Annotated in this window: 26 protein-coding genes; 11 read left to right on the forward strand and 15 right to left on the reverse strand. The window is 70.2% G+C overall.

What is annotated here, in order from left to right; all coding sequences use genetic code 11:
- Positions 1–110: 110 nt before the first annotated feature.
- Positions 111–1,067, reverse strand: coding sequence for an ATP-binding cassette domain-containing protein (locus ACJ73U_RS46850; RefSeq protein WP_407784280.1), 957 nt, complete (start codon positions 1,065–1,067; stop codon positions 111–113).
- Between the two features lie 104 nt (positions 1,068–1,171).
- Between ACJ73U_RS46850 and ACJ73U_RS46855 the strand changes: the two genes are divergently transcribed.
- The 5 genes from ACJ73U_RS46855 (at position 1,172) to rbsK (ending at position 5,611) form a co-directional block, all read left to right on the forward strand.
- Complete coding sequence (locus ACJ73U_RS46855) at positions 1,172–1,927, forward strand: TetR/AcrR family transcriptional regulator (protein ID WP_407784281.1); 756 nt, start codon at positions 1,172–1,174, stop codon at positions 1,925–1,927.
- 50 nt (positions 1,928–1,977) lie between these two features.
- A complete protein-coding gene (locus ACJ73U_RS46860; protein ID WP_407784282.1) occupies positions 1,978–2,640 on the forward strand; it encodes a DUF998 domain-containing protein in 663 nt (220 codons plus the stop codon).
- A gap of 318 nt (positions 2,641–2,958) precedes the next feature.
- Positions 2,959–3,420: a DUF6319 family protein gene (locus tag ACJ73U_RS46865; protein WP_407784283.1), complete on the forward strand. Its 462-nt coding sequence runs from the start codon at positions 2,959–2,961 to the stop codon at positions 3,418–3,420.
- A 140-nt stretch (positions 3,421–3,560) separates the two neighbouring features.
- Positions 3,561–4,604 (forward strand): L-glyceraldehyde 3-phosphate reductase, encoded by a 1,044-nt coding sequence (mgrA, locus tag ACJ73U_RS46870; RefSeq protein WP_407784284.1) that lies wholly within the window; start codon positions 3,561–3,563, stop codon positions 4,602–4,604.
- A 122-nt stretch (positions 4,605–4,726) separates the two neighbouring features.
- The gene (rbsK, locus tag ACJ73U_RS46875) at positions 4,727–5,611 is read left to right on the forward strand and encodes a ribokinase (protein WP_407784285.1); all 885 of its coding nucleotides are present in this window, start codon (positions 4,727–4,729) and stop codon (positions 5,609–5,611) included.
- Here rbsK and ACJ73U_RS46880 read toward each other — a convergent pair.
- From ACJ73U_RS46880 to ACJ73U_RS46935, 12 genes are all read right to left on the reverse strand, one after another.
- Entirely contained in the window at positions 5,598–6,566 is a 969-nt protein-coding gene (locus ACJ73U_RS46880; RefSeq protein ID WP_407784286.1) for an o-succinylbenzoate synthase, read from the reverse strand. The genes rbsK and ACJ73U_RS46880 overlap by 14 nt on opposite strands.
- 12 nt (positions 6,567–6,578) lie before the next feature.
- On the reverse strand, positions 6,579–7,058 hold the full coding sequence (locus tag ACJ73U_RS46885) for a gluconokinase (RefSeq protein WP_407784287.1): 480 nt from the start codon (positions 7,056–7,058) through the stop codon (positions 6,579–6,581).
- 12 nt (positions 7,059–7,070) lie between these two features.
- Complete coding sequence (locus tag ACJ73U_RS46890) at positions 7,071–7,850, reverse strand: hypothetical protein (RefSeq protein WP_407784288.1); 780 nt, start codon at positions 7,848–7,850, stop codon at positions 7,071–7,073.
- Entirely contained in the window at positions 7,850–8,911 is a 1,062-nt protein-coding gene (locus ACJ73U_RS46895; protein ID WP_407784289.1) for a hypothetical protein, read from the reverse strand. Before ACJ73U_RS46895 ends, ACJ73U_RS46890 begins: the two co-directional genes overlap by 1 nt.
- Positions 8,908–9,222, reverse strand: coding sequence for a hypothetical protein (locus tag ACJ73U_RS46900; RefSeq protein ID WP_407784290.1), 315 nt, complete (start codon positions 9,220–9,222; stop codon positions 8,908–8,910). The genes ACJ73U_RS46895 and ACJ73U_RS46900 overlap by 4 nt, the downstream gene beginning before the upstream one ends.
- A 10-nt stretch (positions 9,223–9,232) precedes the next feature.
- On the reverse strand, positions 9,233–9,715 hold the full coding sequence (locus ACJ73U_RS46905; protein WP_407784291.1) for a YbaB/EbfC family nucleoid-associated protein: 483 nt from the start codon (positions 9,713–9,715) through the stop codon (positions 9,233–9,235).
- Between the two features lie 94 nt (positions 9,716–9,809).
- Positions 9,810–12,272, reverse strand: coding sequence for a LamG-like jellyroll fold domain-containing protein (locus tag ACJ73U_RS46910; protein WP_407784292.1), 2,463 nt, complete (start codon positions 12,270–12,272; stop codon positions 9,810–9,812).
- A 12-nt stretch (positions 12,273–12,284) separates the two neighbouring features.
- Positions 12,285–13,301: an ABC transporter permease gene (locus tag ACJ73U_RS46915; RefSeq protein WP_407784293.1), complete on the reverse strand. Its 1,017-nt coding sequence runs from the start codon at positions 13,299–13,301 to the stop codon at positions 12,285–12,287.
- A 49-nt stretch (positions 13,302–13,350) separates the two neighbouring features.
- A complete protein-coding gene (locus ACJ73U_RS46920; RefSeq protein WP_407784294.1) occupies positions 13,351–14,319 on the reverse strand; it encodes an ABC transporter permease in 969 nt (322 codons plus the stop codon).
- A 33-nt stretch (positions 14,320–14,352) separates the two neighbouring features.
- Positions 14,353–15,906: a sugar ABC transporter ATP-binding protein gene (locus tag ACJ73U_RS46925; RefSeq protein ID WP_407784295.1), complete on the reverse strand. Its 1,554-nt coding sequence runs from the start codon at positions 15,904–15,906 to the stop codon at positions 14,353–14,355.
- A gap of 2 nt (positions 15,907–15,908) precedes the next feature.
- Positions 15,909–16,988 (reverse strand): ABC transporter substrate-binding protein, encoded by a 1,080-nt coding sequence (locus tag ACJ73U_RS46930; protein WP_407784296.1) that lies wholly within the window; start codon positions 16,986–16,988, stop codon positions 15,909–15,911.
- Between the two features lie 119 nt (positions 16,989–17,107).
- A complete protein-coding gene (locus ACJ73U_RS46935) occupies positions 17,108–17,890 on the reverse strand; it encodes a DeoR/GlpR family DNA-binding transcription regulator (protein WP_407784297.1) in 783 nt (260 codons plus the stop codon).
- 258 nt (positions 17,891–18,148) lie between these two features.
- Here ACJ73U_RS46935 and ACJ73U_RS46940 point away from each other — a divergent pair, with 258 nt between their 5' ends.
- Entirely contained in the window at positions 18,149–20,200 is a 2,052-nt protein-coding gene (locus ACJ73U_RS46940) for a PQQ-dependent sugar dehydrogenase (RefSeq protein ID WP_407784298.1), read from the forward strand.
- Positions 20,201–20,205: 5 nt separating this feature from the next.
- Entirely contained in the window at positions 20,206–21,129 is a 924-nt protein-coding gene (locus ACJ73U_RS46945) for a LamG-like jellyroll fold domain-containing protein (RefSeq protein WP_407784299.1), read from the forward strand.
- A gap of 88 nt (positions 21,130–21,217) precedes the next feature.
- Here ACJ73U_RS46945 and ACJ73U_RS46950 read toward each other — a convergent pair whose 3' ends face one another.
- Both ACJ73U_RS46950 and ACJ73U_RS46955 read right to left on the reverse strand, forming a co-directional pair.
- On the reverse strand, positions 21,218–21,499 hold the full coding sequence (locus tag ACJ73U_RS46950) for a hypothetical protein (RefSeq protein ID WP_407784300.1): 282 nt from the start codon (positions 21,497–21,499) through the stop codon (positions 21,218–21,220).
- A gap of 298 nt (positions 21,500–21,797) precedes the next feature.
- The gene (locus tag ACJ73U_RS46955) at positions 21,798–22,493 is read right to left on the reverse strand and encodes a histidine phosphatase family protein (protein ID WP_407784301.1); all 696 of its coding nucleotides are present in this window, start codon (positions 22,491–22,493) and stop codon (positions 21,798–21,800) included.
- Positions 22,494–22,552: 59 nt separating this feature from the next.
- Between ACJ73U_RS46955 and ACJ73U_RS46960 the strand changes: the two genes are divergently transcribed.
- The 4 genes from ACJ73U_RS46960 (at position 22,553) to fxlM (ending at position 26,385) form a co-directional block, all read left to right on the forward strand.
- The gene (locus tag ACJ73U_RS46960; protein ID WP_407784302.1) at positions 22,553–23,218 is read left to right on the forward strand and encodes a PadR family transcriptional regulator; all 666 of its coding nucleotides are present in this window, start codon (positions 22,553–22,555) and stop codon (positions 23,216–23,218) included.
- 212 nt (positions 23,219–23,430) lie between these two features.
- A complete protein-coding gene (locus ACJ73U_RS46965; RefSeq protein ID WP_407784303.1) occupies positions 23,431–24,414 on the forward strand; it encodes an ABC transporter ATP-binding protein in 984 nt (327 codons plus the stop codon).
- Positions 24,411–25,187: an ABC transporter permease gene (locus tag ACJ73U_RS46970; RefSeq protein ID WP_407784304.1), complete on the forward strand. Its 777-nt coding sequence runs from the start codon at positions 24,411–24,413 to the stop codon at positions 25,185–25,187. Before ACJ73U_RS46965 ends, ACJ73U_RS46970 begins: the two co-directional genes overlap by 4 nt.
- 19 nt (positions 25,188–25,206) lie before the next feature.
- On the forward strand, positions 25,207–26,385 hold the full coding sequence (gene fxlM, locus ACJ73U_RS46975) for a methyltransferase, FxLD system (RefSeq protein WP_407784305.1): 1,179 nt from the start codon (positions 25,207–25,209) through the stop codon (positions 26,383–26,385).
- The last annotated feature ends 148 nt before the right edge of the window (positions 26,386–26,533 follow it).

Raw genomic sequence — 26,533 nt, forward strand, 5'->3', positions numbered from 1 at the left:
GCAGCGCGAGCGAGGTCATCAGCGCGTCCACGTTGCGCATGGACAGCCGGGCCGCCCGGCGCACCATGACCAGCAGGTCGCCGGTGGGGGACGCGGGGCGGAGGGCGACGTCAGACACCGGCGGTCTCCTTGCGGGCGGAGGTGGTGTGCCCGGTCAGCGCCAGGAACACGTCGTCGAGGGAGGCGGAGTGCACGGCGAACCGGTCGATCACCAGCCGCCGCGGGTCCAGCTCGTCGAGGACCGAGCGGACGTGCGCCGCGCTGCCGTCCGTGGCGACGGACAGCGTGCGGCGGTCCCGGTCGGACAGCAGCGCGCGGTCGCCGAGGTGCAGTGCCGCCGCGTCGAAGGTGTCGGCGTCGGTCAGCGTCAGGTCGAGGCGCTGCCCGGCCACCCGCTGCTTCAGCTCGGCGGACGTGCCCTCCGCGACGATCCGGCCGCCGTCGACGAGCGCGATCCGGTCGGCGAGCCGGTCCGCCTCCTCCAGGTACTGCGTGGTGAGGAAGATCGTCACCCCAGACCTGGTCAGCTCGGTGATCACCGTCCACATCTCCGCGCGGCTGCGCGGGTCGAGGCCGGTCGTCGGCTCGTCGAGGAAGATCACGGTCGGCGCCACGATCAGGCTCGCGGCCAGGTCCAGCCGCCGCCGCATGCCGCCGGAGTACGTGCTCACCCGCCGTCCGGCGGCCTCCACCAGGTCGAACCGTGCCAGCAGCTCGTCGGCCCGCGCGGCCGCCCTGCCGCCGGGGAGCCGGCACAACCGACCCATCATCCGGAGGTTCTCGCGCCCGGTCTGCAGCTCGTCGAGTGCGGTGTCCTGGCCGGTGAGGCTGATGCCGCGGCGCACGAGCGCCCGTTCCCGCACGATGTCGTGCCCGGCGACGCGGGCGGTGCCGCCGTCGGGCCGGGTCAGCGTGGTCAGGATGCGGACCGTGGTGGTCTTGCCGGCGCCGTTCGGGCCGAGCAGCGCGAACACGCTGCCCTGCGGCACGCGTAGGTCCACACCGGACAGCACCCGCACCTCCCCGTACGACTTCGTGAGGCCGGTAGCCTCGATGACTGGTTCCATGAGTCCTCCTGAGTGACTCCGGGAGCTTCTGCGTACGGGATAAACGGTATTGCGTAGGGTATAAACAGTGAATCAGGGACATCCCTGATCGAGGGGTCAGGGTCATGACGGAGGAGACCGGGCTGCCGGCCAGCTTCGAGCTGGCCTGGGGCGTCCGCGACCGCCCGACCAAGGGGCCGAAGCGCGGCCTGTCGCTGGAGCAGATCGTCGACGCCGGCATCCGCGTCGCCACCGCCGAGGGGATCGGCGGGGTGTCGATGAGCCGCGTCGCCGGCGAGCTGGGCACGTCCGCGATGTCCCTGTACCGGTACGTCGGGTCGAAGGACGAGCTGCTCTGGCTGATGATCGACGGCGCGTTCGGGCAGATGAACGCCGCCGAGCCGGTCGAGGGCACGTGGCGGGAGCGGCTCGAGCAGTGGGCGCGGATCCAGCTGACCGCGTTGCGCCGGTTCCCGTGGATCCTGAGCATCCCGATCAGCAGCGCGCCGATCATGCCGCACCAGATGCGGTTCATGGAGTGGGCACTGCGTGCCCTCGGCGGCACCAGGCTGACCGAACAGGAGAAGATGTCGGTACTCCTGCTGATCACGAGCTACACGCGGAGCTTCGCGGGGCTCTCCGGCGACATCGCGGCCGCGGTCGAGGCCGGCAACCCGGTCGCGCAGGCGGCCGTCACCGGCTACGGCGCGTTGATCAAGAGGCTGACCTCGGCGGAGGAGTTCCCCGCGCTCCACGCGGTCGTCGACTCGGGAGCCTTCGACGACGAGGACAACCCGAGTGACGCGCTCGAGCACGACTTCCGCTTCGGGCTCGACCGCATCTTCGACGGCGTCGCGGTGCTCATCCAACGCCGTGAATGACCGGTTGGCCTCTCACGTCGTACACAGGATCGCTGGCTAACCTCGGTCACATGCCCTCCAGAACCGCACGGGCCAGCGTCCTCGCACTGGTGGCGGGCATCGTGCTGATGCTGGTGCTGCACGTGGTCCCGCCGACGAACGAGATCAGCCCGTTGCGGCGCACGCTCAGCCAGTACGCGTTGACCTCCAACAAGTGGCTGTTCGATCTGGCGGTGCTGCTGATCGCGCTGGGGTCCGTGCTCTGCTTCACCGCGGTGGTGCGGCACGGGGGCGTCGCGCCCTACCACGGGGCGGTCGTGCTCGCCGCGCTGTGGGTGGCGAGCCTGCTGGTGATCGTCGCGTTCACCAAGGCGGACTGGTCGGTCGGACCGAGCATCGGCGGCGTGGTCCACCGCTACGCCAGCGTGGTCGGGTTCGTGGCGTTGCCGTTCGCGGTGATCATGGTGGCCGGCCGGGTGTTCCCGCACCGGCCGGGTTGGTGGCTCGCGGCCCGCGGGTTCGCCGTGGTGTCACTCGCGTGGTTCGGCGTGATCCTCGTCGGGGTGGTGCGGATGGTCGCCGGTTACGGGCCGTGGTGGCTGTTCGCCCCGCTGGGGTTGGTCGAACGGGTGATGGCGCTGACCGCCGTCCTCGCCATGCTGACCCTCGCGCTGGGGCTGGCCCGTAACACGCGCGACCCGGCGGAGGTGGGAGAACTGGCCTCGGCGGCGTGAGGTCGCTCGGCCAGTTCCTCGCCCGCACACCGCTTCGCGGTGTCATCATCGCGGTGCCGCGCCGCCTGGAACTGGTCGGCGGCCCAGGCGATGATGATCATCGGTCTGGGCGCCACGATCGCCGTGCACGGCCGGAAGGACTGACGCGTCCGCCAATACCAGGGCCGTCGCCAGAAGGAACAGGCCGACCCGCGTGTTCCCCGTCACGAGAAGGCGCGATGATGCGTGGTGCGGTTCCCGACCCGCCCAGCACGCGGCCGGCGAACGCATGTTCTAATATCTCGCCACCGCGGCGTCCGCAGACGAAGGAGCGTGAAGGTGTCCCCTAAGAGTGGAGACAAGCCGGCCGAGCAGCCGGAGGAGTCGGCCGTGCCCGCCGAGACCGAGGCTGCCGCGCCGGAGACCGACGCGCCGGCGCAGGCTCCCGCGGCTACCGACGCGGCCGCCGAGGCCGAGGCTCCCGTGCCCGCCAAGCGCGGCCGCAAGCCCGGCAGCACGGCCAAGAAGACCCGGACGGTCGAGCTGACGCTGACGGTCACCGGCACGTTGGACGGCGAGTGGCAGGCCGAGGTGTCGCACTCGGGCAGCCGTGTGGTGCAGGGGCTGCGGATCCCGGCCGCCGCGGTCTCGCGGGCGGCGGCGGAGCTGCACGAGGACATCTCCAAGGCCATCGAGTCGGTGCTGGACGTCGCCCGGCAGCAGCACCAGGCGCGGCTCGCCGAGCTGGAGGCCGAGCTGACCAAGGTCAAGCAGGCTCTCGCGGACCTTCAGGAGGGCTAGTTCGGCTGGTCGCGTTGGTCGGGCCCGGGGTGAGGCCGGCCTGGGGCAGCGGGCTGGTTCCCGCACGGCCGGTCTTCCAGCCAGCGCGGACATAAGATCGTGGACAGCCGCGATCGGAGTTCTTCAGGAGGCCGAACAGTATGAGCGTGCCGCCGGCGTACCAGGCAGCGCAGGACCGCTACGACACGACGATGTCCTACCGGCGGACCGGGGACAGCGGGCTCCGGTTGCCCGCGATCTCCCTCGGTCTGTGGCAGAACTTCGGTACCGAGGTGCCGTTGGAGCGGTGCCGAGCGATTCTGCGGCGGGCGTTCGACCGCGGGGTGACCCACTTCGACCTGGCCAACAACTACGGGCCGCCCTACGGGTCCGCCGAGGCCACCTTCGGTGCGTTGCTGGCGCAGGACTTCCGGCCCTACCGGGACGAGCTGATCATCTCGACCAAGGCCGGGTACGACATGTGGCCCGGGCCGTACGGGCAGGGTGGCGGGTCGCGCAAGTACGTGCTCGCCAGCCTCGACCAGAGCCTGTCCCGCATGGGGCTGGACTACGTCGACGTCTTCTACTCGCACCGGTTCGACCCGGAGACGCCGCTCGAGGAGACGATGAGCGCGCTCGCCTCCGCCGTGCAGCAGGGGAAGGCGCTCTACGTCGGGATCTCCTCGTACTCGCCCACCAAGACGCGGGAGGCGCACGCGCTGCTCGCCGGCATGGGGGTGCGGTTGCTGATCCACCAGCCGTCGTACTCGATGCTGAACCGGTGGATCGAGCCGGACCTGCTCGACGCGCTCGGCGAGCTGGGGATCGGCTGCATCGGGTTCTCGCCGCTCGCGCAGGGGATGTTGACCGATCGGTACCTGAGCGGCATTCCCGAGGACTCGCGGGCCGCCCGTGACGGGTCACTGTCCAGGACGATGCTGTCCGAGGACAACCTCGGGCGTATCCGGGCGCTGAACGAGATCGCCGCTGGGCGCGGGCAGTCCCTCGCGCAGCTGGCGTTGGCGTGGACGCTCCGCGACAGCCGCATGACGTCCACGTTGATCGGCGCGTCCAGTGTGCGGCAGCTCGACGACAACCTGGGTGCGCTCGACAGGCTGGAGTTCACCGACTCCGAGCTGGCCGAGATCGACAAGTACGCGGTCGAGAGCGGCATCAACCTGTGGGCGAGGTCAAGCTCGGAGTGAGCGTTGTGGCCGAACGGAGCTTGTCGGAGTGAGCGTCGTCGTCGAACGGAGCTTGTCGGAGTGAGCGTCGTCGTCGAACGGAGCTTGTCGAGTGAGCGTCGTGGCCGAACGGAGCTTGTCGAGTGAGCATTGTTGTCGTCGGTAGCTGCAACGTCGACTTCGTGGTGCCGGTGGACGCGCTGCCGGCGCCCGGGGAGACCGTGCTCGGGCGCGACCACCTGCGGGCGCCGGGTGGCAAGGGCGCCAACCAGGCGGTCGCGGCCGCCCGGCTCGGGTCGGCGGTGACGTTCGTCGGCTGTGTCGGTGACGACGAGCTGGCGGCCACCACCCGCGACGCCCTGTCCTCCGCCGGGGTCGACCTGGCCGGCCTGCACACCGTCGCCGGCGTACCGAGCGGCATCGCGCTGATCACCGTGGCGGACGGCGGTGAGAACACGATCGCCGTGAGTCCCGGGGCCAACGCGCACCTCGGGGTCGAGCACCTCGACGCCGACCTGCTGGCCTCGGCCGACGTGCTGCTGGTGCAGCTGGAGATCCCGCTGGAGACCGTGGCGGCGGCCGTTCGCGCGGCGGGTGGGACGGTGCTGCTCAACCCGGCACCCGCCCGTGAGCTGCCAGCCGGCCTGCTGGCGGCGGTCGACGTGCTGATCCCCAACCGGTCGGAGCTGGGGGTGCTGGCGGGTGCGCCGGAACCGACGGATATCGACGAGGCCGCGGCGCTGGCCAGGTCGCTGGCCGGGCCGGCCGCCGTCGTGGTGACCCTGGGTGCCGACGGCGCCCTGGTGGTCGAGGGGGACGAGGTCACGCACGTGCCGGCCGCTCCGGTGGCGGCCGTCGACGCGACCGGCGCCGGTGACGCGTTCTGCGGTGCGCTGGCCGACGGCCTGGCGCGGCGTTCGTCCCTGGTGGAGGCGACGCGCTGGGCGGTGCGGGTGGCGGGCGTCTCGACGACCCAGCGCGGCGCGCAGACCGGCATGCCACGCCGGGACGAGGTCAGTCCAGCTTGACGAGCCGGGCGAGCCGGTCCCGCCACCACTGGACCCGCGCGGGATCCCGCAGTTCGTAGCGGTCGAGCAGCGCGGGGTCGGGGGTGGGGGTGACCGGCGCGACGGGCAGGTGGCCGTCGACGGGCGTCAGGGCACGTGCCGGGCCGACGACGTCCCCGTCGAACAGGGACAGGGTGCCGAGCCCGCAGGCGAAGTCCAGCTCGGGCAGTGCCCCGGCGAGGGCGAGCCCGGCGCTGAGCCCGACGGACGTCTCGAGCGCGGACGAGACGACGACCGGCAGCCCGCAGGCCTCGGCGACCCGCAGGGCCCGCCGCACCCCGCCGAGCGGCGTGCACTTGATCACGGCGATGTCGGCGGCCTCGGCGACGGCGACCTTCATGGGGTCCTCGGCCCGGCGGATCGACTCGTCGGCCGCGATCCTGATGTTGATCCCGCGCCGGACCTGGGCCAGCTCGTCGATGGTGGCGCAGGGCTGCTCGACGTACTCGAGTCCACCCGCGGCGCGGTCGAGCAGGGGGATGGTGGCGAGGGCCGTGTCGACGTCCCAGGCCCCGTTGACGTCCACCCGGATCTGCCCGCCGGGCAGGGCGTCCCGCACGGCCTCGAGCCGCGCGATGTCGTCGTCGACGGACCCCTCGGCGACCTTTACCTTGACGGTCCCGCAGCCCGAGTCGCGGACGATCTCGTGCGCCTTCTCGGGTGCCACCACGGGCACCGTCGCGTTGATGGGGATCCGGCCGCGGACAGGGTCGGGCCAGCCGACCGTGCAGGCCTCGATGGCGGTGGTCAGCCAGGCGGCGGCCTCCCGGTCGTCGTACTCGGGGAAGGCGCAGAAGTCCCCCCAGCCGGCGGGGCCCTCGATGAGCATGCCCTCGCGGACGTCGATCCCCCGGAACCTGCTGGTCATGGGGATCGCGTAGACGCGGGCCTGCTCGAAATCGATCATCGTCTTCATCAGAAACCGAAGCTACTCCAGGAACCGCGCGACGATGACGTCGACCGGCAGCGCGAGGTCGATGACGACCCCGCGCTCGTCCTCGCCGAGCGGCTCGAGCGCGTCGAACTGCGACTGGACGAGCGAGGTGGGCATGAAGTGCCCGACCCGACCGGCGACCCGCTGCCTGACCGTGTCCATGTCACCGTCGAGGTGGAGGAACGTGATGTCGGGCGCGGCCTCACGCAGGGTGTCCCGGTAGGCCCGCTTGAGCGCCGAACAGGTGACCACCGCCCCGGTGTCGGCGTGCGCGGCCAGCCACTTCCCGATGGCCAACAGCCAGGGCCGCCGGTCGTTGTCGTCGAGCGGGGTCCCGGCCCGCATCTTCGCCACGTTCGCCGGACTGTGGAACTCGTCGGCGTCCGCGTAGGGCACACCCATCCGCGCGGCCAGTGCCGTACCCACAGTGGACTTCCCCGACCCCGCAACCCCCATCACCACGACAAGCGCCATGCGCCCATGCTGTCATCCCGCGAGCACGACAGCCCACCGCTCCGCGATGAACCGCGCCATCCGCTCCGCATCCTCCGTGGGGAACACCAACTCCCCGCCGGGCAGGTCGACGACGGCCACCTCACCGGGTGTGACCGGGACGCTGCCGCCCTCGACACCCGGCAGGGGGCACGCACGGTTGCGGTCCACCCACCGCGGGGCGACGGCGGACACATCGGCCAGCGGATAGGTGGGCTCCGGCCTACCGTTCGCCTTTCGCCAGCCGACCACCAGCGAGTCAGGCGTCACAGTGAGGTCGTGCACGCCGCCCACCCCGACGCGCGACCTGAACGTGATGACGAGCGAGCTGTTGACGACGTCGGGCAACGACAGGTCGTCGAGAACCATGCGTGCGGCGCGCCGGGCAGGCACCAGGCTGACCAGGAAGGTACCGACGGTGAGCACGGCGGCGGCGACCGAGAACGCCGGCACGCCGAGTTGGAACCTCGAGTCGGCTCTGATCGCCCACATGGAGGAAAGGAGGAGGCCGGCATCGACGGAGGCGAGGAACAAGGAGCCGTCCCAGGCATCGGGTCTGTTCTCGCACTCCCAGTATCCCGTCCACGCGACGAGGGTGAGGAATATCGCGCCGGGAACCACGAGTACGCAGAAGTGTGCGGCACTCGGTCGTCCGTAGAAGAGCAGGGCGGCAACCACGGCCAGGTAGGTGATCATCGGGGTGAGCACGCTGATCGTGAACAGTTTCCGTGCCTGCACGACGAGGAGCGGTTCGAGCGGTGGCGGCTCGGCCATCACTCGTCCAGCGTGCCGTGGGCGGTCCACCGCGTGTTGAGGCCCGGCCCTTGTTCCTCCGGTGCGGGTGGGAGCGGTGTCACCGGTTCCGGAGGTGGCGGCAGCAGCGGACCATCGGCGTGCTTCCCGCGTTCTTCTGCGGCGTCGTGTTCCGCGACCTGCTGTGCCGCGGCGTCGGCCGCCGACAACGTCGTCGAGTCGTCCAACGCCTTGGCTCCGGACGTCACGTAGTTCTTGCCCACGCTGACGGCCGCCGCGTGTTCGAACGTGTCGCCGAGGGGCTTCGCGAGCTTCTCCAGGCCCTCCAGCGTCGTGGCCACCAGCCTGCCCACTCTGCCTTCCAGCTTCTTGAGGTTTCTGATCAGCGTGTCGACCTCGTCGGCGAGGTTCCTGGCCAGTTTCGCCCCGCCGACGCAGGAGTCGGTCAGGAAGAACGTCAGCGAGCCGCCGCCGGTGTAGGGCGCGGCCGCCAGGGCGATCACGCCCTTCCTGAACACCCAGTAGGCGAACTCGGTCAGGGCGTCGCGCATGATTCCCCGGCAGGTGGCGACGAGCAGGCCGGCCGTGTTCATGGCCTCGCCGAGGCCCTGGCACTGGAGGCTCAACGCCTTCAGCTGGTCGCCGCGGGGCCCGATCCGCTGTTCGAACGTCACCGCTGACGGGCTCTGCCCCGATCGGTAGTTCGCGACGTCCATGCCGAAGGACCTGATCTGGTCGGCGGCGATCCCGTCGAGGTCCTGGGCCGCCTTGTAGAAGGTCTCGGCGGCATTCTGGACCGCCCCGGGATCGCCGGTCGTCCGGTCGAGGAACGCGTCGAGGACCGTGAGGTGCTCGATGATCCAGCCGATGGCGGTGGCGCCGAGCGCCTTGACCGGGTTCTCGATGAACCCCAGCGCGTCGATCCCGGCGGAGAGGGCGTTGGCGCCCACCGACACCCAGTCGCCGTTCTGGATCGACCTGACCGTCTGGGCCATGCCGTCCAGGACCCCGGCGCCCGTGAAGTTCTGGTCCCAGTTCTGCCCGCCGCCGACGTTGGTCCACGTCGATGGGTACTCGGTCATCGCGGCTCCCTGTTCGTGAACCGGTCCGCCTGCGTCTGCTCGGTGTTCTCGGCCTCGCCGGCGTTGGTGCTCGCGATGGTGCCGTCGGCCGACAGCGTCGCGGCGATGGCCCGCACGTTCGAGACGAGCTTCCGCTGGTTCTCGGTCGCGCTGTCGAGGAACAGCTGGCTGAAGAGGCCGAGCATGCCGGGGCCCATGTGCACGCCCTCGACGGCGTCCGCGGTGGTCGTGGCGTTCTGGGCGCGTTCGTGAGCGCCCCTGCTGAACTTCTTCAGCTCGTCGGGGTCGACGTCCGTGCCGTCGAAGGTCATGTCGCCTCCCTCAGCGCAGGAGTGAGCCGTCGTCGGGGCGGCGGCGTTCCGGGGCTTTCGGGGTGCCGCCCTGGCGTTTGCGCAGCACGGGGGCCTCGAAGTCCTCGGTCGCGCCGCGGTCGCGCTTCGGCGGCTCCGGCTCGGGCATGAACTGGCTGATGAAGTCCATCGTCTCCGGGTCGCCGAACTGCGAAGCCAGGGACGTCGCCACGCGGTTGGAGACCTCGCGTTGGGCGGCCCGCACCGTCTTCATCACCAGCGGGCCCAGGGCCTCCGGTTTGTGGGCGGCCGTTTTCGCGGAGAAGGAGATGTCCCGCAGTGCGCCGGTCGGGGAGAGGGTCACCGTCACGGCGCCGTCCGGGGAGGTGGCCGTGGCGCTCGCGGACGCCAGGTCGGTCTGCAGCTGTGTCGCCTTGGTCTCGAGGTCCGCCGCCTGCTGGCGCAGCTCGCGCAGCATGGCGTCCGGGTCCAGGCCCTCGAACGGGTTTGCCATGGTCAGCAGGCTAACCCACCTGGTGACGGTGCGTGCCCGGTTCGGTACAAGAGAGGTCCGGGCGGCGAGGGGCGCCGCCCGGACCTCGGGGCAATCACCTACCGGACGAGTAGAGCTGCGTCACCTCCGCGTCCGTCAGGGCCCGGTCGTACACGTGGACCTGGTCGATCGCGCCGTGCCAGAAATCGACCTGGTTGCCGCCGTACTTCGCGCGGCCGATGACCGTGTCGCCCGTCGCCGTGTCGCCCAGGCACGCCGACGCCTGGCCGGCGAGCGCACCGTTCACGTACAGCTTGAGCGTGCCGGCCGCCGCGTCGCGGACGCCCACGAGGTGGTACCACTGGCCCGGGGTGGGCGGGGTGGGTGCCAGGGCGCGGACGCCGACGAAGCTGAACGCGAACCGGCCGTCCGAGCCCGAGTACTGCAGGAAGTACCCGCTGTTGCTGGCACCGTCCTGGCTCACCGCGGTCTGGAAGCCGTTCAGGTCGTCCATGCGCACCCACGCCGCCACCGTGTAGTTCTGCACCGCGGTGTCGACCAGCGGCGCGCCGGTGTCCACATAGGAACCGTTGAACTGCAGGGCGTTGCCGTTGGTGCCCGTCGTCCATGTCGGACCGTTCACCAGGGTGCCGTCGTGCGAGCCGACCTCGTCCGCGGTCGTGGTGCCGGTGCCCTCGCTGAACGGGTAGTACGCGATCCCGTCCGGGCCAGGCGTGCCCGGCGGCGGCTGCGCACCGCTGCCCGAGCCGTCCGCGCCGCGGATGATCTGCTGGTTCACCGCCTTGACCTGCGCGAAGTCCATCTTCTTGACCTGCCGGTCGTAGGTGAAGAAGCCGTTGACCTCGTGCTCGACGTCCGTGATCTGCGTGTAGATCGCGCCGGAGATGCCGCACCGCTGGGCCGAGGTCAGCACGTCGCGCTGGTTCTCGACGTAGCGCCTGGTCAGCGTCGTCGAGTCCGGCTCCATCTCGTACGCGTGCCCCTCGCCGAACCACATGTGGTTCTCGACCTCGAGGCCGAAGCCGCCGTGCTCGCCGTCCGTCGACACCCGCGAACCCTCGGGTGTCGGGGTCGCCGGGCCGACGTAGGCGTGGTAGTCGATGATGTCGCCGCGGCCGGAGTCACCGTGGGACGCACAGCAGTTCACCCCGCTGTGCGGGTCGACCAGCCGGCTCGGGTCCTGCGCCTTCACGTCGTCGGCGATGCGGCCCGTGTCCTCGCGCGACCACTCGCCCCAGCCCTCGAGGAACGGCACCCACACCACGAGTGACGTCCAGCTCCGGTGCTGGTCGACGATCCGGTGCAGCTGGCGTTCGAACTCGGCCCGCGCGTCCGGTGGCGGCGTCTCGTTCGACGTCTTCATCGCCGGCATGTCCTGCCAGACGAGGAGTCCGAGCTTGTCCGCGTGGTAGTACCAGCGGTCCGGCTCCACCTTGATGTGCTTGCGCACCGCGTTGAAGCCCAGCACCTTGTGCTGCTCCAGGTCGAACCGCAGCGCGGCGTCGGTCGGCGCCGTGTAGATGCCGTCCGGCCAGAAGCCCTGGTCCAGGGTCGCCATGTTGAACAGGATCTTGCCGTTCAACGTGATGCGGAGCTTGCCGTCGGCACCCGGTGCGGTGCCGATCTCCCGCATGCCGAAGTACGACCCGACCTCGTCGACCTTCTTCTTGCGGTCCAACAGGGTCACCTTCAGGTCGTACAGGAACGGCGAGTCCGGCGACCACAGCTTCGCGTGCGGCACCGGCAGCGCCAGCTCCTCGTTCGCCGGACCGCGGACCCGGCCGACGACCCGGCCCCTGTCGTACGCCACGGCCTCGACCGTGCCCTCGATGGACGACCGCGCGGTCAGCCGCAGCGTGCTGTCGGACAACCGGGGCGTCATGTCCAGCTTGGTGATGTGCCTGGCCTGTACGGGTTCCAGCCACACCGTCTGCCAGATTCCGGACGAGGACGTGTAGAAGATGCCGCGGTCGGGGACCTGCCGCTGCTTGCCGATGGGTTGCCACGTCTTGTCGGTCAGGTCCTCGACACCGACGACGATCTCCTGCTGCCCGCGCGGCTTGAGCGCGGCGGTGATGTCCGCGGAGAACGAGTCGTAGCCGCCGCGGTGCGTGGTGACGAGCTTCCCGTTGACCCACACGCGGGTGTCGTAGTCGACCGCGCCGAAGTTCAGGACCAGCCGGTCCTTGCGCCAGTTCGCGGGCACCTCGAACGTGCGGCGGTACCACATGCGCTCCTCGACGCGCATGATGCCGGACAGCGCCGACTCGACGGGGTAGGGCACGAGGATCCGCTCCGGCAGCGACTCGCCGATGGGCGGCTCCTCACCGGCCGCCGCGCCGGCGAACTCCCAGACCCCGTTGAGGTTCTTCCACTCGGGCCGGGTCAGCTGCGGGCGCGGGTACTCCGGCAGCGCGTTGCTGGGGCCTACCAGGTGCGTCCAGGGTGTGCTGAGCGGTGCTGTCTTGGCGTGCCACACGGGCGCGGCCGCCGCCGGCAGCGCGGGTGCCAACCCCGCCACCACCAGGGCCACGACGGCCAGGGCTCTTCGGAACATCGACCAACCTCCTCATCGAGACGCTCGACTGAGATATGCCTGCACAGCAACGACGACAGCCAGGAACGCGCCACTGACCACGGACTGGTAGTTGGCGTTCAGGGTGCCGACCTGGTTGATCACGTTCTGGATGACGCGGAGGAGCAGGACGCCGGCCAGCGTGCCGCCGACCGAACCGGCGCCGCCGGTCAGGAGGGTGCCGCCGATCACGACCGCCGCGATGGCGTCCAGCTCGAGGCCCTGGCCGACGATCGTGACACCGGACGCGGAGTAGGCGGCGGCCAGCGCGCCAGCGAGGCCCGCGGTCAGGCCGCTGACCAGGTACACCACCCAGGTGTTGCGCACGACCGGCAGGCCCATGAGCGTGGCCGCCTCGCGACTGCCGCCGATCGCCAGGACCGAGTGCCCGAAACCGGTGCGCTGCAACACGACGACGCCGATCGCGAACAGCACCAGCGTGATCCACACCGGGATGCCCAGCCCGAGGAACGTGCCCTGGCCGATCTTGGTGAGCAGCGCGTCGCGCGGCATCAGGCGGGTGGTCGAGCCCTCGTCGGTGATCGCCAGCACCAGCCCGCGCGCGCCGAGCAGCGTGGCGAGGGTGACGATGAACGGCGCCAGCCGGCCGTACGCGACGAGCAGGCCGTTGAGCAGGCCGACCAGGCCGCACCCGACCAGCGGCAGCAGCAACCCGACCAGGCTGCCCCACTGGATTCCGTACGCGGCGAGGACTCCGCCGAGCGCGAACACCGACCCGACGGACAGGTCGATGCCGCCGGAGATGATCACGAACGTCATGCCGAGCGCGACGATCGCGAGGAAGCTGCTCTGGATCGTGATGTTCTGCAGGTTTCCCACCGTGGCGAACCGGTCGAACGAGAACGTCGCGATGATCACCAGCAGCGCCAGCACGACCACAGAACCACGGCGTTGGGCGAGGCCCGCCAGCCGCTCGCGCCCGGTCGTGCGGTTCGCGGCGACGGACGTCGTGTCCGTTTCGGTAACAGCCGTCATGCCAGTGCCAGTCATGCCGTGACCTCGTCCGCTCCGTGGCGCCGGAACGCTCCGCAGGCTCCGCTCATGCCGCCGCCCTCGATCGCTGCAGGTAAACCGCCACCACGATGATCGCCGCCTGGACGATCTGCGCCGTGGAGTCCGGCAGGTTGTGCTTGATGAGCGTCGCCGTGATCAGCTGCATCAGCAGGGCACCCGCGACGGTCCCCACCACGCGGACCTTCCCGCCCGACAGCGGCGTCCCGCCGACCACGACCGCCGTGATCGCCGCCAGCTCGTACAGCGTCCCGACCGACGACGGGTCCGACGCCGTCAACCGGGCCGTCGCCACCACCCCGGCGATCGCGGCGAGCACGCCGGAGAGCACGTACGTCGTCATCAGCACCCGCCGCACCGGCAGCCCGGCCAGCGCGCTCGCCGACCGGTTGCCGCCGACGGCGACCAGCTGCCGGCCGAACGTCGTGTACCGCACGAGCAGGAACACCAGCACCGTCAACAGGATCGCGATCAGCACGACGTACGGCACGCCCAACGCCTTGCCGGAACCCAGGCCCAGCAACGCGTCGTTGCGGATGTCCTTGAGCTGCCCGTCCGCGAACACCAGCGCGAGCCCGCGGCCGCCGACGAGCAGCGCGAGCGTCGCCACGATCGGCTGGATCCCCACGACCGCCACGAGCGTCCCGTTCACCAGCCCGCACAAGGCGCCGGCCACCAGCACCGACCCGATCGCCGGCAGCAGCCCGTAACCCAGGTACAGCGGCAGGATCGCGGCCGCGATCGCCATCACCGAGCCCACCGACAGGTCGACACCCTCGGTGCCGATCACCAGTGCCATGCCCAGCGCCACGATCAGGATCGGCGCGACCTGCACCAGCTGTGTGTTCAGGTTCGCGACGGTCGCGAAGTTGTCGGTGAACACCAGGTTGAAGACCACGAGCACGACGATGGCGGCGTAGACCCCGTTGTCGCGCAACCACACCCGCGGCCGCACCGCGAACGCGGTCATGCTGTGTTCACCGGTCGCTCCGCTCATCCGCCGGCCGCCTCCTTCCGTCGTCGCGGCTCGTCACGCGGTCCCCGCTCCTCGGTCGGTCCGGCCGAGAGCTCCCTCGTCCCGCTCCTCCTCCGCCAGCGCCGACAGCAACGCGGCCTCGTTCACGTCCGCACCACGCAACGTCGTCACCACCCGTCCCTCCCGCAACACCACGATCGCGTCCGAACCCTCGACCACCTCGTCGAACTCCGACGAGATCAGCACCACGCCGAGACCCTCGGCGGCCAGCTCGTCGACCAGCCCCTGCACCTCGGCCTTGGCACCCACGTCGATGCCGCGCGTCGGCTCGTCCAGCAGCAGCACCTTCGGCTGCGTGCACAGCAACCGCGCCAGGAGCACCTTCTGCTGGTTCCCGCCGGAGAGGTCACCGACGCGCTGGTCCGGGCTGGACGCCTTGATGCGCAGCCGCTTCATGAACGTGTCGACGATCGCGTCCTGGCGTTTGCGGGACACCAGGCCGGTGCGGGACAGCCGGGGGAGCGCGGCCAGCACGATGTTCTCCCGCACCGACAGGTCCGGCAGGATCCCGTCCGCCTTGCGGTCCTCCGGCAGCATCACCACGCCGGCCCGCATGGCGACCGCCACCGACCCGGTCCGCAACCGCTTGCCGTCGACGTGCACGTCACCCGAGTCGAGCGGGAGCGCGCCGGCGATGGCCATGGCCGTCTCGCTGCGACCCGCGCCGAGCAACCCGCCCAGCCCGACGATCTCGCCCGGCCGCACGGTGATCGCCACGTCGTCCAGCCGGTGCTTGCTCGTCAGGCCGGTGGCCGTGAGCACCGGCTGGTCGGCCGCGGTGTGCTCGCCCTCGAACTTCGTCGCACCCTCGCGGCGGACCTCCTCCAGGTCCCGGCCGAGCATGGTGGCGACGAGCCGCAGCCGGGGCAGCTCGGCCAGTGGTCCGCTGTGGACGAGCCGGCCGTCGCGCAGCACCGTGACCTGGTCGCAGATCCGGTACAGCTCGTCGAGCCGGTGGCTCACGTACAGCACGGCCACACCGCCGGCCTTGAGCCGCTCGATGATCCCGAACAGCGTGTCCACCTCGCGCGGCTCCAGCGAGGACGTCGGCTCGTCGAGGATCAGGACGCGCGCGTCGGTCGCCGCCGCGCGCGCCACCGCCACCATCTGCTGGACGCCCATGCCCAGCGTCCGCAGTGGACGCGTGACGTCGATGTCCACGCCGTAGGAGGCGAGCAGGTCCCTGGCCTTCGCGTTCATCGCGCGGAAGTCCAGCATCCCGAACCGCTTCGGCTCCCGGCCGAGGAACAGGTTGCTCGCCACCGACCGCAGCGGCACCAGGTTGACCTCCTGGTACACGGTCGCGATCCCGGCCTGCTGTGCCGCCATGGGCGAGCCGAACACCGCCGGCTCGCCCCGGTAGCGCAGTGTGCCGTCGTCGGGCTGGTAGACCCCGGTCAGGACCTTGATGAGCGTGGACTTCCCGGCACCGTTCTCGCCGACCAGCGCGTGCACCTCGCCGGCGTGGAGCGTCAGGTCGACCTCGGACAGTGCGACGACCCCGGGAAACCTCTTACCGATGGCGGTCGCGGTAAGGATCGGCTCCATCGTCAGTATGCGTTCGAGACCTCGGTGGACGCGTTGTCCTTGCCGTAGAGCTTGTCGGTGATCACGACGTTCTGCGGCACGGCGTCGCCGCCCAGGAACTTCTTCAGCGTGTCGAACGCGAGCGGCCCGAAGCGCGGGTTGGACTCGACGACCGCGGCCATCTCGCCGTCGACCACCTTCTGCACGGCGTTGCGGGTGCCGTCGATCGAGACCACCTGCACGTCCGTGCCCGGCGTCTTGCCGGCGCTCTTCAACGCGACCAGCGCGCCGAGGCCCATCTCGTCGTTCTCCGCGTACACGCCGGTGATGTCGGGCTGGGCCTGGATGATCTGCTCCATCACCGACTGGCCCTTCTCGCGGGTGAACTCACCGGTCTGCTGGGCGACGATCTCGACGTCCGGCGCCTTCGCCTTCAGCTCGTCGACGAAGCCCTTGGTCCGGTCGGTGGTCACGTTGTTGCCGGACGAGCCGAGCAGGATCGCGACCTTCCCCTTGTTGTTCAGGGCCTTCGCCATCTCGTCCGCGGCGCGCTTGCCCTGCTCGACGAAGTTGGAGCCGAGGAAGGCCACGTAGTCCTTGCAGGCCTGCGAGTTCACCTTGCGGTCCACGGTCAGCACCGGGATGTTCTTGGCCCGCGCGGCGGCCAGGGCGGGCTCGAGCCCGTCGGAGTTCAGCGGCGCCACGATCAGGGCCTGGGCACCCTGGTTGATCATGTCCTGGATGTCGGAGATCTGCTTGTTGAGCTGGGAGTTCGCGTTCGTGGTCAGCAGCTGCTTGACGCCGACCTTCTGCGCCTCGTCCTTGATCGACTGCGTTTCCGCGATCCGGAACGGGTTGGCCTCCTTCTCCGACTGGGAGAAGCCGACGATCGCGTCCTTCAGGTCGAGCTTGTCGCCGCCGTACTGCTTGAGGTCGCAGGTGGGGCCGCTGGAGTCCTGCTGCGCGACCTGCTCGCCGCCGCTGCTCGGGGTGGAGGTCCCGCCGGAGTCCTCGGACTTGGTGCAGCCGGCGAGCGTGAGCGTGACCGCGAGAACCGCGGTGCCGGCCACGCGAACAGGGCGAAGCGAACGTGCTGCCGTCATTGGCACTCCCGCTGGTCAGGGAGGTCGCGCCCTCGCGGGCGACCTACATCGATCAGATTCAGTCACATTCGAAACTTCTCTGTCAAGACTCAACAGTCTCGTACAGCGACCGAGCGGCACTAGGACGCCGTGGCCTCGACCGCGGCCACGTGCACGGTGATGCCGAGCTCCCGCAGCGCGCTCAGCTCGGCCGGGTCCGAGGCGTCGTCGGTGACCACGTGCTGGATGTCCTCCGGTGCGACCGTTTGGAGCAACGCCTCGGCGCCGATCTTGGTGTGGTCGGCCAGCACGACCACCTCCCGCGCGGCGCCCGCGAGCGCGCGGTCGACGCCGGCGACCGTCAGGTTCGGGGTGGACAGTCCGCGTGCCGCGGTGAGGCCGTTGCCGGAGATGAACGCCCGGGTGCCCTGTACGGAGGAAAGCGTTTGCTCCGTGGTGCCGCCGACGAGCGCGTGGATGGAGCCGCGCAGCGTCCCGCCGGTGACCACCACGTCGACCCCGCGGGCGCCGGACAGCCCGGTCGCGACCAGCAGCGAGTTGGTCACGACGGTCAGTTCGTTGTGCCTGGTCAACAGTGAGGCAAACGCTTGCGTGGTGGTCCCCGCGCCGACCACGATCGCATCGCCGTCACTGACGAGCCCCGCCGCCAGCGCGGCGATCGCGGCCTTCGCGTCGGAGGCGACGTGCGTCTTCTCGGAGTACGTCGGTTCGTGCGACAGGCCGCCGGGGAGCGCCGCGCCGCCGTGGTGGCGGTCGAGCAGACCCTGTGCCGCCAGAGCGCGCAGATCGCGGCGGACGGTGACCTCGGACGTCTGCACCTGCCTGGCCAGTTCTCGCAGGGAGATGGCGCCACTCGACCTGACCAGCTCGAGGATTCGTTGACGACGCTCAGCGGCGAACACGAGAACGACCATAACCGGCGTACGGCGCCGTTCCGCAAACATCGCGGCGGCTCCGGCGGCTCCGGCACCGCATCGAGCACGGGCGGAGTTCGCCCGCCGGTCCGCTCGCGACAGCGGTCCGCGGCATCGCGGAGTGTCCCCCGACGGGCAGGGGCGGGCGGGTCTTGCGTCCGGGCGGAGACCGTCTGTAGGGTCAGGAAAGCGCTTGCCGGAAAGCGCTTTCCTGACCACGTCGAACCCACAGGGAAGTGGGCGGATATGTCGAAACAGAGACGGTGGCTGGTAGCGATCGCCGGTGCGGTGGTCGCGGCCGGCATCGCCGTGCCACCGGTCGCGGTGGCACAGGCCGACGAACCACTCCAGGACCCCCTGCCGGATCCCGTGCCGTCGAGCCTCGGGCTCACGGTCGAGGAGTTCGCGCAGTTCCCCAAGTCCGAGCCGACGCCGGCGCCGACCGACCCCCGCCTCATGCGGTGGGCGCGCATCAACCACCTCGGTGAGGTGCCGGACGGCTCCGGCCGGCTGTACGTGCCGGACCTGAACGGCAACATCTACCTCCTCGACCACGGCGTCCAGCACGTCTTCCTGGACGTGAAGGCGCAGTTCCCGGACTTCTTCTCCGGCCGAGGTCTCGGCACCGGATCCGGGTTCATCGCCTTCCACCCGGACTTCAGGCGCAACGGCAAGTTCTACACGGTGCACAGCGAGAACGGCGCCGCGCTGAGCAAGCCGACCACCTTCCCGCCGGAGACCAGCACGCCCTTCCTGCACTCCATCATCACCGAGTGGACGGTGACCGACCCGACCGCGGACACGTTCTCCGGCACCCACCGCGAGATCATGCGGCTCGGCGAGTTCGGGCAGATCCACGCGATCCAGCAGATCGACTTCAACCCCTACGCCCGCAAGGGAAGCCGCGACTACGGCGTCCTCTACGTCGCCTCCGGCGACGGCGGCATGGGTGCGACCACGACGGTGCCGCAGGAGCTGACCAACCCGTTCGGCAAGGTCCTGCGGATCAACCCGCTGGGCACCAACGGGACCGGCGGCCAGTACGGCATCCCGCCGGACAACCCCTACGCCGGCCAGTCCGGTGTCGCGCAGGAGATCTACGCGCGTGGCTTCCGCGACCCGCACCGGTTCAGCTGGGACCCGGCCACCGGCCGGATGTACCTCGGCCACATCGGCGAGCACCGCATCGAGGCGGTCGACGAGGTCAGGGCCGGGGACAACTTCGGCTGGAGTGAACGAGAAGGGCCGTTCGTCTACAAGCGCGGCGACCCGCAGTGCGGCGTGTACCCGCTGCCGGCCGACGACGCCCAGTATGGCTACACCTACCCGGTGGCCGCGTTCGACCACAACCCGCCGCCGGGCTCGAACCTGTGCTCCGACTCCGGGCACGCCATCGACGGTGGCTTCGTCTACCGCGGCTCGATTCCCGAGCTGCGGGGCAAGTACCTGTTCACCGACCTGGTCGACGGCCGGATCTTCTTCACCGAGGCCAACCAGATGCGCCGCGGCGGTCCGCTGGCGCAGATCTACCAGGCGCAGGTGTACTTCAACGGTCAGCGCACCACGTTCCGGCAGCTGGTCGGCGACCAGCGGGTGGACCTGCGGTTCGGTCAGGACGGCAAGGGCGAGCTGTACCTGATCGCCAAGGCCAACGGGAAGATCTGGAAGGTGACCGGCACGCAGCGGTTCGCCAGCTGCTCCACCGGCCACACCACGGTGGTCCCGCACGGCGCCGGCTCGTGGACGCCGGTGACCCCCTCGAAGTGGGAGTTCACCCGCAACGAGGCGATCCTGTCCGAGGCCGGCGTCGCGCGGCCGGGTCCGCGGCGGCCGTTCGAGTACGCGGTCGTGAGCAAGGGTCCGGAGTTCTCGAACGTCCGCGTGGACGCGAAGGTGCGCCTGGACACGCCGGTCGAGATCGTCAACCGGGACGTGATCATCGTCTTCGGGTACCGGTCGGACACGCAGTTCTACTACGTGCACCTGTCCACCGACAACACGATCTACCCGCACAACGGGGTCTTCGTGGTGAACAACGCGGACCGGCTGCGGATCGAGGACCAGTGGAACGCCGTGCAGTCCCGCGGCGCGCCACCGGCCATCACCGACGCGAAGTGGCACAACGTGAGCGTCACGCAGTGCGCGTCCAGCGGTGAGATCGCGGTCCGGGTCGACGGCAAGCTGATCATGACCGCGGTCGACCACACCTTCACGTCCGGGCGCGTCGGGTTCGGTTCGTTCGACAACATCGGGCGGACCAGGAACTTCCGCGTCACCGGCAGAGCCGTACAGGGGTGAAAAGGATGCGTCGACTGGTGATTGCGCTCTGCTGCGTGACCCTCGCGGCGCTGTCCGGGACGGTGCCCGCCTCCGCCACGGCGGGGGCGGGGCACCATCGGACCGGAGGCGTCTTCCCGTCGCTGCGGCGGGACCTGGTGGCGTACTACGACTTCGAGCACACGAGGGGTGCGGTCGAGCGTGACCAGGGCAGGTCGCACACGGACATCAACCTGATCAACGGCGCGCCGCTGGTGCGGGACGGCTTCCGGCACGCGTTGCAGACCGGGCAGGTCTCCACCGTCACGAGCAACGACGACTGGAAGGCCGGCATCTACTCGGCGACCGGCGTGCCGTCGCTGCACGCGTTCAACGCCGCTCGTGAGGCGACGGTCATGGGCTGGTTCAAGATGACCGGCACCAACCCGAGCCCGAACACGGTCACGGCCGACCCGAACGACATGTACAACGCGGTCGGGCTGGCCGGCGTGCTCACCGGTAACTCCGACGGGCACGCGGTGCGCGCACTGCTCGAGGTCATCCAGGTGGGCGACGAGCTGAAGGTGGTCGCGCTGGGCCGGCGCATCGACGGCGGCGCGTCGCAGACGTTCGCGGCATCGCTGCCGTGGCAGGAGGTCCTGCCGCGGAACGAGTGGGTGAACCTGGCGGCGACGTTCAACTACGACACCGGCGAGATGGCGCTGTACCGCGACGGCCGCCCGCTCGACGGTTTCTACACGGTCACGGGCGACCCGTGGCTGCTGAACGGCGAGCCGGAGCCGGACGTGACCACCGCGTCCGACCCGCGCGGCATCAAGATCGGCGGCAGCTTCCCGCAGAACACGGTCGAGCGGAACCCGTGCAACTGCCGGATGGACGAGCTGATGTTCTACGACCGCGCCCTCTCCGCGAAGGAGGTCTGGCGCCAGTACCAGTGGGCCCGGCACTGATCGGTGCCCCACCGGCGTGAGTTCCCGTGCTCGCGCCGACCCGAGTCGCGGTTCCGCGCGGTCGCCCGCCGCGCGAAACCGCGGCTCGCTATTTGTACAACACCAGAATGTCCCGCACCACCTGTTCGATCTTGCCCGAGCTGTGCCACACCTGGATTTCCCGGCCGCCCCTTTTCTCGAGGCGTGCCGCGGTCGCCCATTGCTCCCAGAGCTGGATATTGTCCTCGGTGGCGTCCCGCGTCCGCAGACCGAAAAGGGCGTCGACGGTTCTGCGGCTCGTCGGGGCGGCCAGCGTGGTCGGGAGGAACACCCAGTCGATGGCGCGCAGCGGCTCCACCAGAGCCAGTAGCCGCTCGTGCTCGGCCGTCATTCCGTTGCTCCTCAAGGACGTTCCGGAGGCGGGCGGCACGTCGGAGCGCGAGGGGGAGGATCGCTCGACGACGCACCGCCCGCCGATGTGCCCGGTCCGGAGGTGCGGGTCGGGGACCGGGCGGGTGCGATGCCAAGACTGCGGTAATCGCCGGTCGGCCGCAACTTCGACTCGCCTGCAAATTGCAGGTTTACCTGATCGGGGGTACGGTGTAACTTTCGGAAGAATGCGTGAATGCCCCCGCGCCGCTAACGGGTACGGGGGCATTGTATGTGGGCCGCGTTTCAGTGAAGGGCGACTACACCGGCGGCTCCGCGGTCAGCGTGAACCGGAGGTCCAGGTGGGCGGTGTCGTTGAAGCGCCTGACCAGCCACCGTTCGCCCCACACCACGAGCTGGGTGATCGACGCGTTGTCGGCGTCGATGAAGGCGAACGGGCGTGAGCCGGTGGCCATGGCGACGACCTGACCGATCACGCCGCCGTGGGTGAACACCGCGATCCGGCGCTCGACGTGCCTGGCGGCCAGCCGCTCGATCGACTCGCGGATCCGTTCGGACAGCGCCTCGGTGGACTCCGCGCCCGGGATGACGTCCCAGCGCTCCTTCGCGTACATCTCCAGCGCGATCGGATCGCGTTCGGCGACGCGGATGCGGAAGAGGCCGCCCTCCCACTCGCCCAGCATGACCTCCCGCAGGCCCGGCTCGACCTCGGGCGTGATGCCGAGGCGCGCGGCCAGCGGCGCCGCGGTCTGGTGCGTGCGCCGCAGCGACGTGACGTAGATGCCGTCGAGCTCCTCGTGCTCGAGCCGGTCCGCGACCCGCACCGCCTGCCGCTCGCCGAACTCCGCGAGCGGGGGGTCGCCCTGCCCGTCGACCAGCGGGAACGGCCGGTCCTCGCGTGCCGGCGCGGACTCGCCGTGCCGGACCAGCAGGATCTCGGTCGCGCCGGGCGGGAGGGTGAAGCGGTGCTGTCGGTACTCCGGTGGGTTGGTCACCTCTCCATTGAACACGCCGCTCACCGGACAAATACTCGACATCGAGTATTCTGTGCCCCATGGGCAAGCGGAAGGTCGGAAACCCGCTCGCGCTCGCGGTGCTGGCCCTGCTGGCCGAGAAGCCGATGCACCCGTACGAGATGTCGAGCACCCTGCGCGAGCGGGCCAAGGAACAGAGCATCAAGCTCAACTACGGCTCGCTGTACTCGGTCGTGGAGTCGTTGGTGCGCCACCAGCTGATCGAGGTGCAGGAGACCGTCCGCGAGGGCCGGCGCCCGGAGCGCACCGTCTACGCGATCACCGAACCCGGTCGGATCCAGCTGGTCGACTGGCTCTCCGAGCTGCTCGCGATGCCGGTCAAGGAGTACCTCCAGTTCGAGGCGGCGCTGTCGCTGATGCCGGTGCTGTCGCCGGACGAGGTGCTCCGGCTGCTGGAGGTCCGCCGGACCCGGCTGGACGCGGAGATCGGCGCCACCGACGGCATCCTCGCCGCGATGGCCGAGCACGGCATGCCCTACCTGTGGTCGATCGAGGTCGACTACGTGCAGGTGCTCCGGCGGGCGGAGCGGGACTTCGTGAACACCACGATCGAGCGCCTGAAGAAGGCGGAACTGCCCGAGATCCGGGCCTGGCGGCGTGCGCACGAGCTGGCGGACGGGGTGCCGGGGGAGGCCGAGTGGGAGGGCGCGGCCCAGGAGTTCGGCATCAGCTGGGGGTCGGAGTGACACCACTATTGACGTCACGCTGACGCCACCATCATACTCGACTTCGGATATACGAAGGGGGAGATTCAGAGATACAGCACTGGCCGGGTGCGGCAACACCCGGCCAGTGACCAGAAACCCAGGCTCGGCTCGTACGAGCACGGCACCAGGCGCATCTCAAGGATAGCCGTGCGTGCGGACCGGCCTGGTCGACCATTGACCAGGAGATTCTCTTGACGCATGCGATACAGGCCGTCGACCTCGTGAAGAAGTACGGGGACGTGACGGCACTGAGCGGGTTGAGCTTCACCGTCCCGCCGGGAACCGTCTTCGGGCTGCTCGGCCCGAACGGCGCCGGCAAGTCCACGACCATCAAGATCCTCACCACCCTGTCCAGACCGACCAGCGGCAGCGCGACCGTGGCCGGCATCGACGTGCTGACCAGGCCGAACGACGTACGGCGCGCGATCGGCGTCGTCACACAGGCCTCCGGCACCGACCCCCAGGCGACCGGCCGGGAGAACCTGCTGCTCGTCGCGCACGTCCACGGCATGCGGGGCCGGGAGGCCAGGCAGCGGGTGGACGAGCTGCTCGCGCTGTTCGGCCTGACCGACGCCGCGAACCGCCTGGTCAAGCAGTACTCCGGCGGCATGCAGCGCAAGCTGGACGTCGCCATGGGCCTGGTGCACCGGCCGTCCGTGCTGTTCCTCGACGAGCCGACCACCGGCCTGGACCCGCAGGCCCGCAGCGAGATGTGGGCGGAGATCGCCCGGCTGGCCCGGCAGGAGCGGCTGACAATCCTGCTGACCACCCACTACCTGGAGGAAGCCGACCACCTGGCGAACCAGCTCGTGATCGTCGACCGCGGCCGGCTCGTCGCCCAGGGCAGCCCGGAGGAGCTGAAGAGCGAGCTGCGCGGGGACGCGGTGGTGATCGACCTGTCCCCGGACGCCTCGGTGGACGCGGCCCGCCTGGCCATCGAGGGGATGACCGGCACCCGGGAGATCACGGTGTCCGGTCGCACGATCCGCACCCGCGTCGACCACGGCGCGAGCGCTGTTCCCGCGGCACTGGCAGCCCTGGAACGCTCATCGGTGGCGGTCGCCGCGGTGACCGTGGCAAGGCCCGCCCTGGACGACGTCTACCTGCGCCACACCGGCCGCACCTTCGCCGACGCGCACGACGCCCAACGCGAGAAGGCGGAGGCGGCCCGATGACCACGCTCGTGCCGCACTCCGGTTATCTCACCCAGCGACTGCTGCGGGCCACGCTGCGCCAGCCGGCGTTCGTGGTGATCATGCTCATCCAGCCGATGATCTGGCTGCTGCTGTTCGGGCAGCTGTTCAAGCGGATCGTGGAGCTGCCCGGGTTCGGGGGTGGGTCCTACATCGACTACCTGACACCGGGTGTCGTGATCATGACCGTGCTGTTCACCAGTGGCTGGTCGGGCATGGCGTTCATCGACGACATGGACCGCGGGGTCATGGACCGCATGCTGTCCTCGCCGGTCAGCCGGGGGGCGATGATGCTCGCCTCGGTGTTGAACCAGGCGTTCAGCATCGTCGTGCAGGGGGTCGTCGTCGTGCTCGTCGGGCTCGTGCTCGGTGCCGAGTTCGCGGGTGGGATCGTCGGCATCCTGGTCATGTTCCTCGCGGCGGTACTGCTGGCGGCGGCGTTCTCCTGCCTGTCCAACGGGATGGCGCTGCTCGTGCGCACCCAGGAGTCGCTGATCGGGTTCTCGACCATGCTCACGCTGCCGCTGTCGTTCCTGTCCTCGGCGATGATCGCGCGCGAGGCGGCGCCGGACTGGATCCAGACCGTCTCCTCCTACAACCCGGTCGACTGGGCGGTCGTCGCGGCGAGGGCGGCGTTGTCCGCGGATCCGGACTGGTCAGCGGTGTTCGTCCGGCTCGGTGGGCTGTTCGTCGTCGCGGTCGTCACCGGGTTCATCGCCACCCGGGCGTTCCGGACCTACCAGCGATCGCTCTGACCCTGGCAGCATGGGGCGGGTGCCCGCTGAGCTGAACGCGCTGCGACACGACCTGCTCGCGCAGGTACGCAAGCAGGGCGCCGCCACCGACCCGCTCGTCGTGGACGCGTTGCGAACGGTGCCGAGACACCTCTTCCTCCCCGATCTGCCACCCGAGCAGGCGTACGAGGACGAGGCGATCGTCACCAAGCGCGACGAGGACGGGCGGCCGATCAGCTCGTCCTCCCAGCCCACGATCATGGCGATCATGCTCGACCAGCTGGCCGCGCGCCACGGCCAGCGCGTGCTGGAGATCGGCGCCGGCACCGGGTTCAACGCGGCCCTGCTCGCCCACATCGTCGGCGAGCAGGGCCGCGTCACCAGCGTCGACCTCGACGAGGACACGGTCGAGCGCGCACGGGAGAACCTCGACGCCGCCGGGTGCCCGGACGTGGTCCTGGTGACCGGCGACGGCGCGCTGGGCCATCCCGACAACGCGCCCTACGACCGGATCATCGCGACGGTCGGTGTCTGGGACCTGGCCCCGGCGTGGCGCGACCAGCTCGCGCCGCGCGGCCGGCTCGTGGTGCCGCTCGACCTGCACGGCGTCCAGCGCACCATCGCGTTCGAGCTGGACGGCGACCACTGGACCAGCCGGTCCGCGCGGCCCTGCGGGTTCATGCGCATGCGGGGCAGCGCAGCCGGTCCGGAACGGAACTACCGGATCAGCGAGCGCGTCACGCTCAACCTGCCGCACGACCGCGACGTCGACCCGGCCGCGCTCGCCGAGGTGCTCGCCGAGGTGCCGACCATCGTCGGCACCGGTGTCTCGCCCAGCATCGCGGAGCTGTTCGACGGCCTCAGCCTGTGGCTCGCATTGCGCGAACCGTGCTGGTGCACGTTGTCCGAGGCGGCGGGCGACGGCGCGCCGCTGCTCCGCGCCGCGCCGCTGCGGGCACCCGAGGCCGCGGTCACCGCGGGCATCCTCGGCGACGACGGCGTCGCGTTGCTCAGCCGCGCGGACGGCGAGCTGACCGTGCTCGGCTACGGCAATGACACGGTCGCCGGCGAGCTGCTCGCCCACGTCCATGGCTGGGACGCGGCGGGTCGCCCCGGCAGCGACGGACTGCGTGTCGACGCGTACCCGGTGGGGGTGTCCGGCCCGCGCGGTGACATCGTGCTCGAAAAGGCGGCGTGCCGGCTCGTCCTGTCCTGGTGAGGGCTGGACGCCGTCCAGTCACGACCGTAGGGTGCTGCGAGCAATGACGAATTCCTCTCATGTTCTGCCCGGCGACCGGCTGAGCGTCCGGACGCGGTTCGGCTACGCCCTCGGGTCGCTGTCGACCGGCGCGTTCGGCACGGTGCCC

This window comes from Actinophytocola sp. (assembly GCF_045807065.1).
Lineage (GTDB): Bacteria > Actinomycetota > Actinomycetes > Mycobacteriales > Pseudonocardiaceae > Actinophytocola.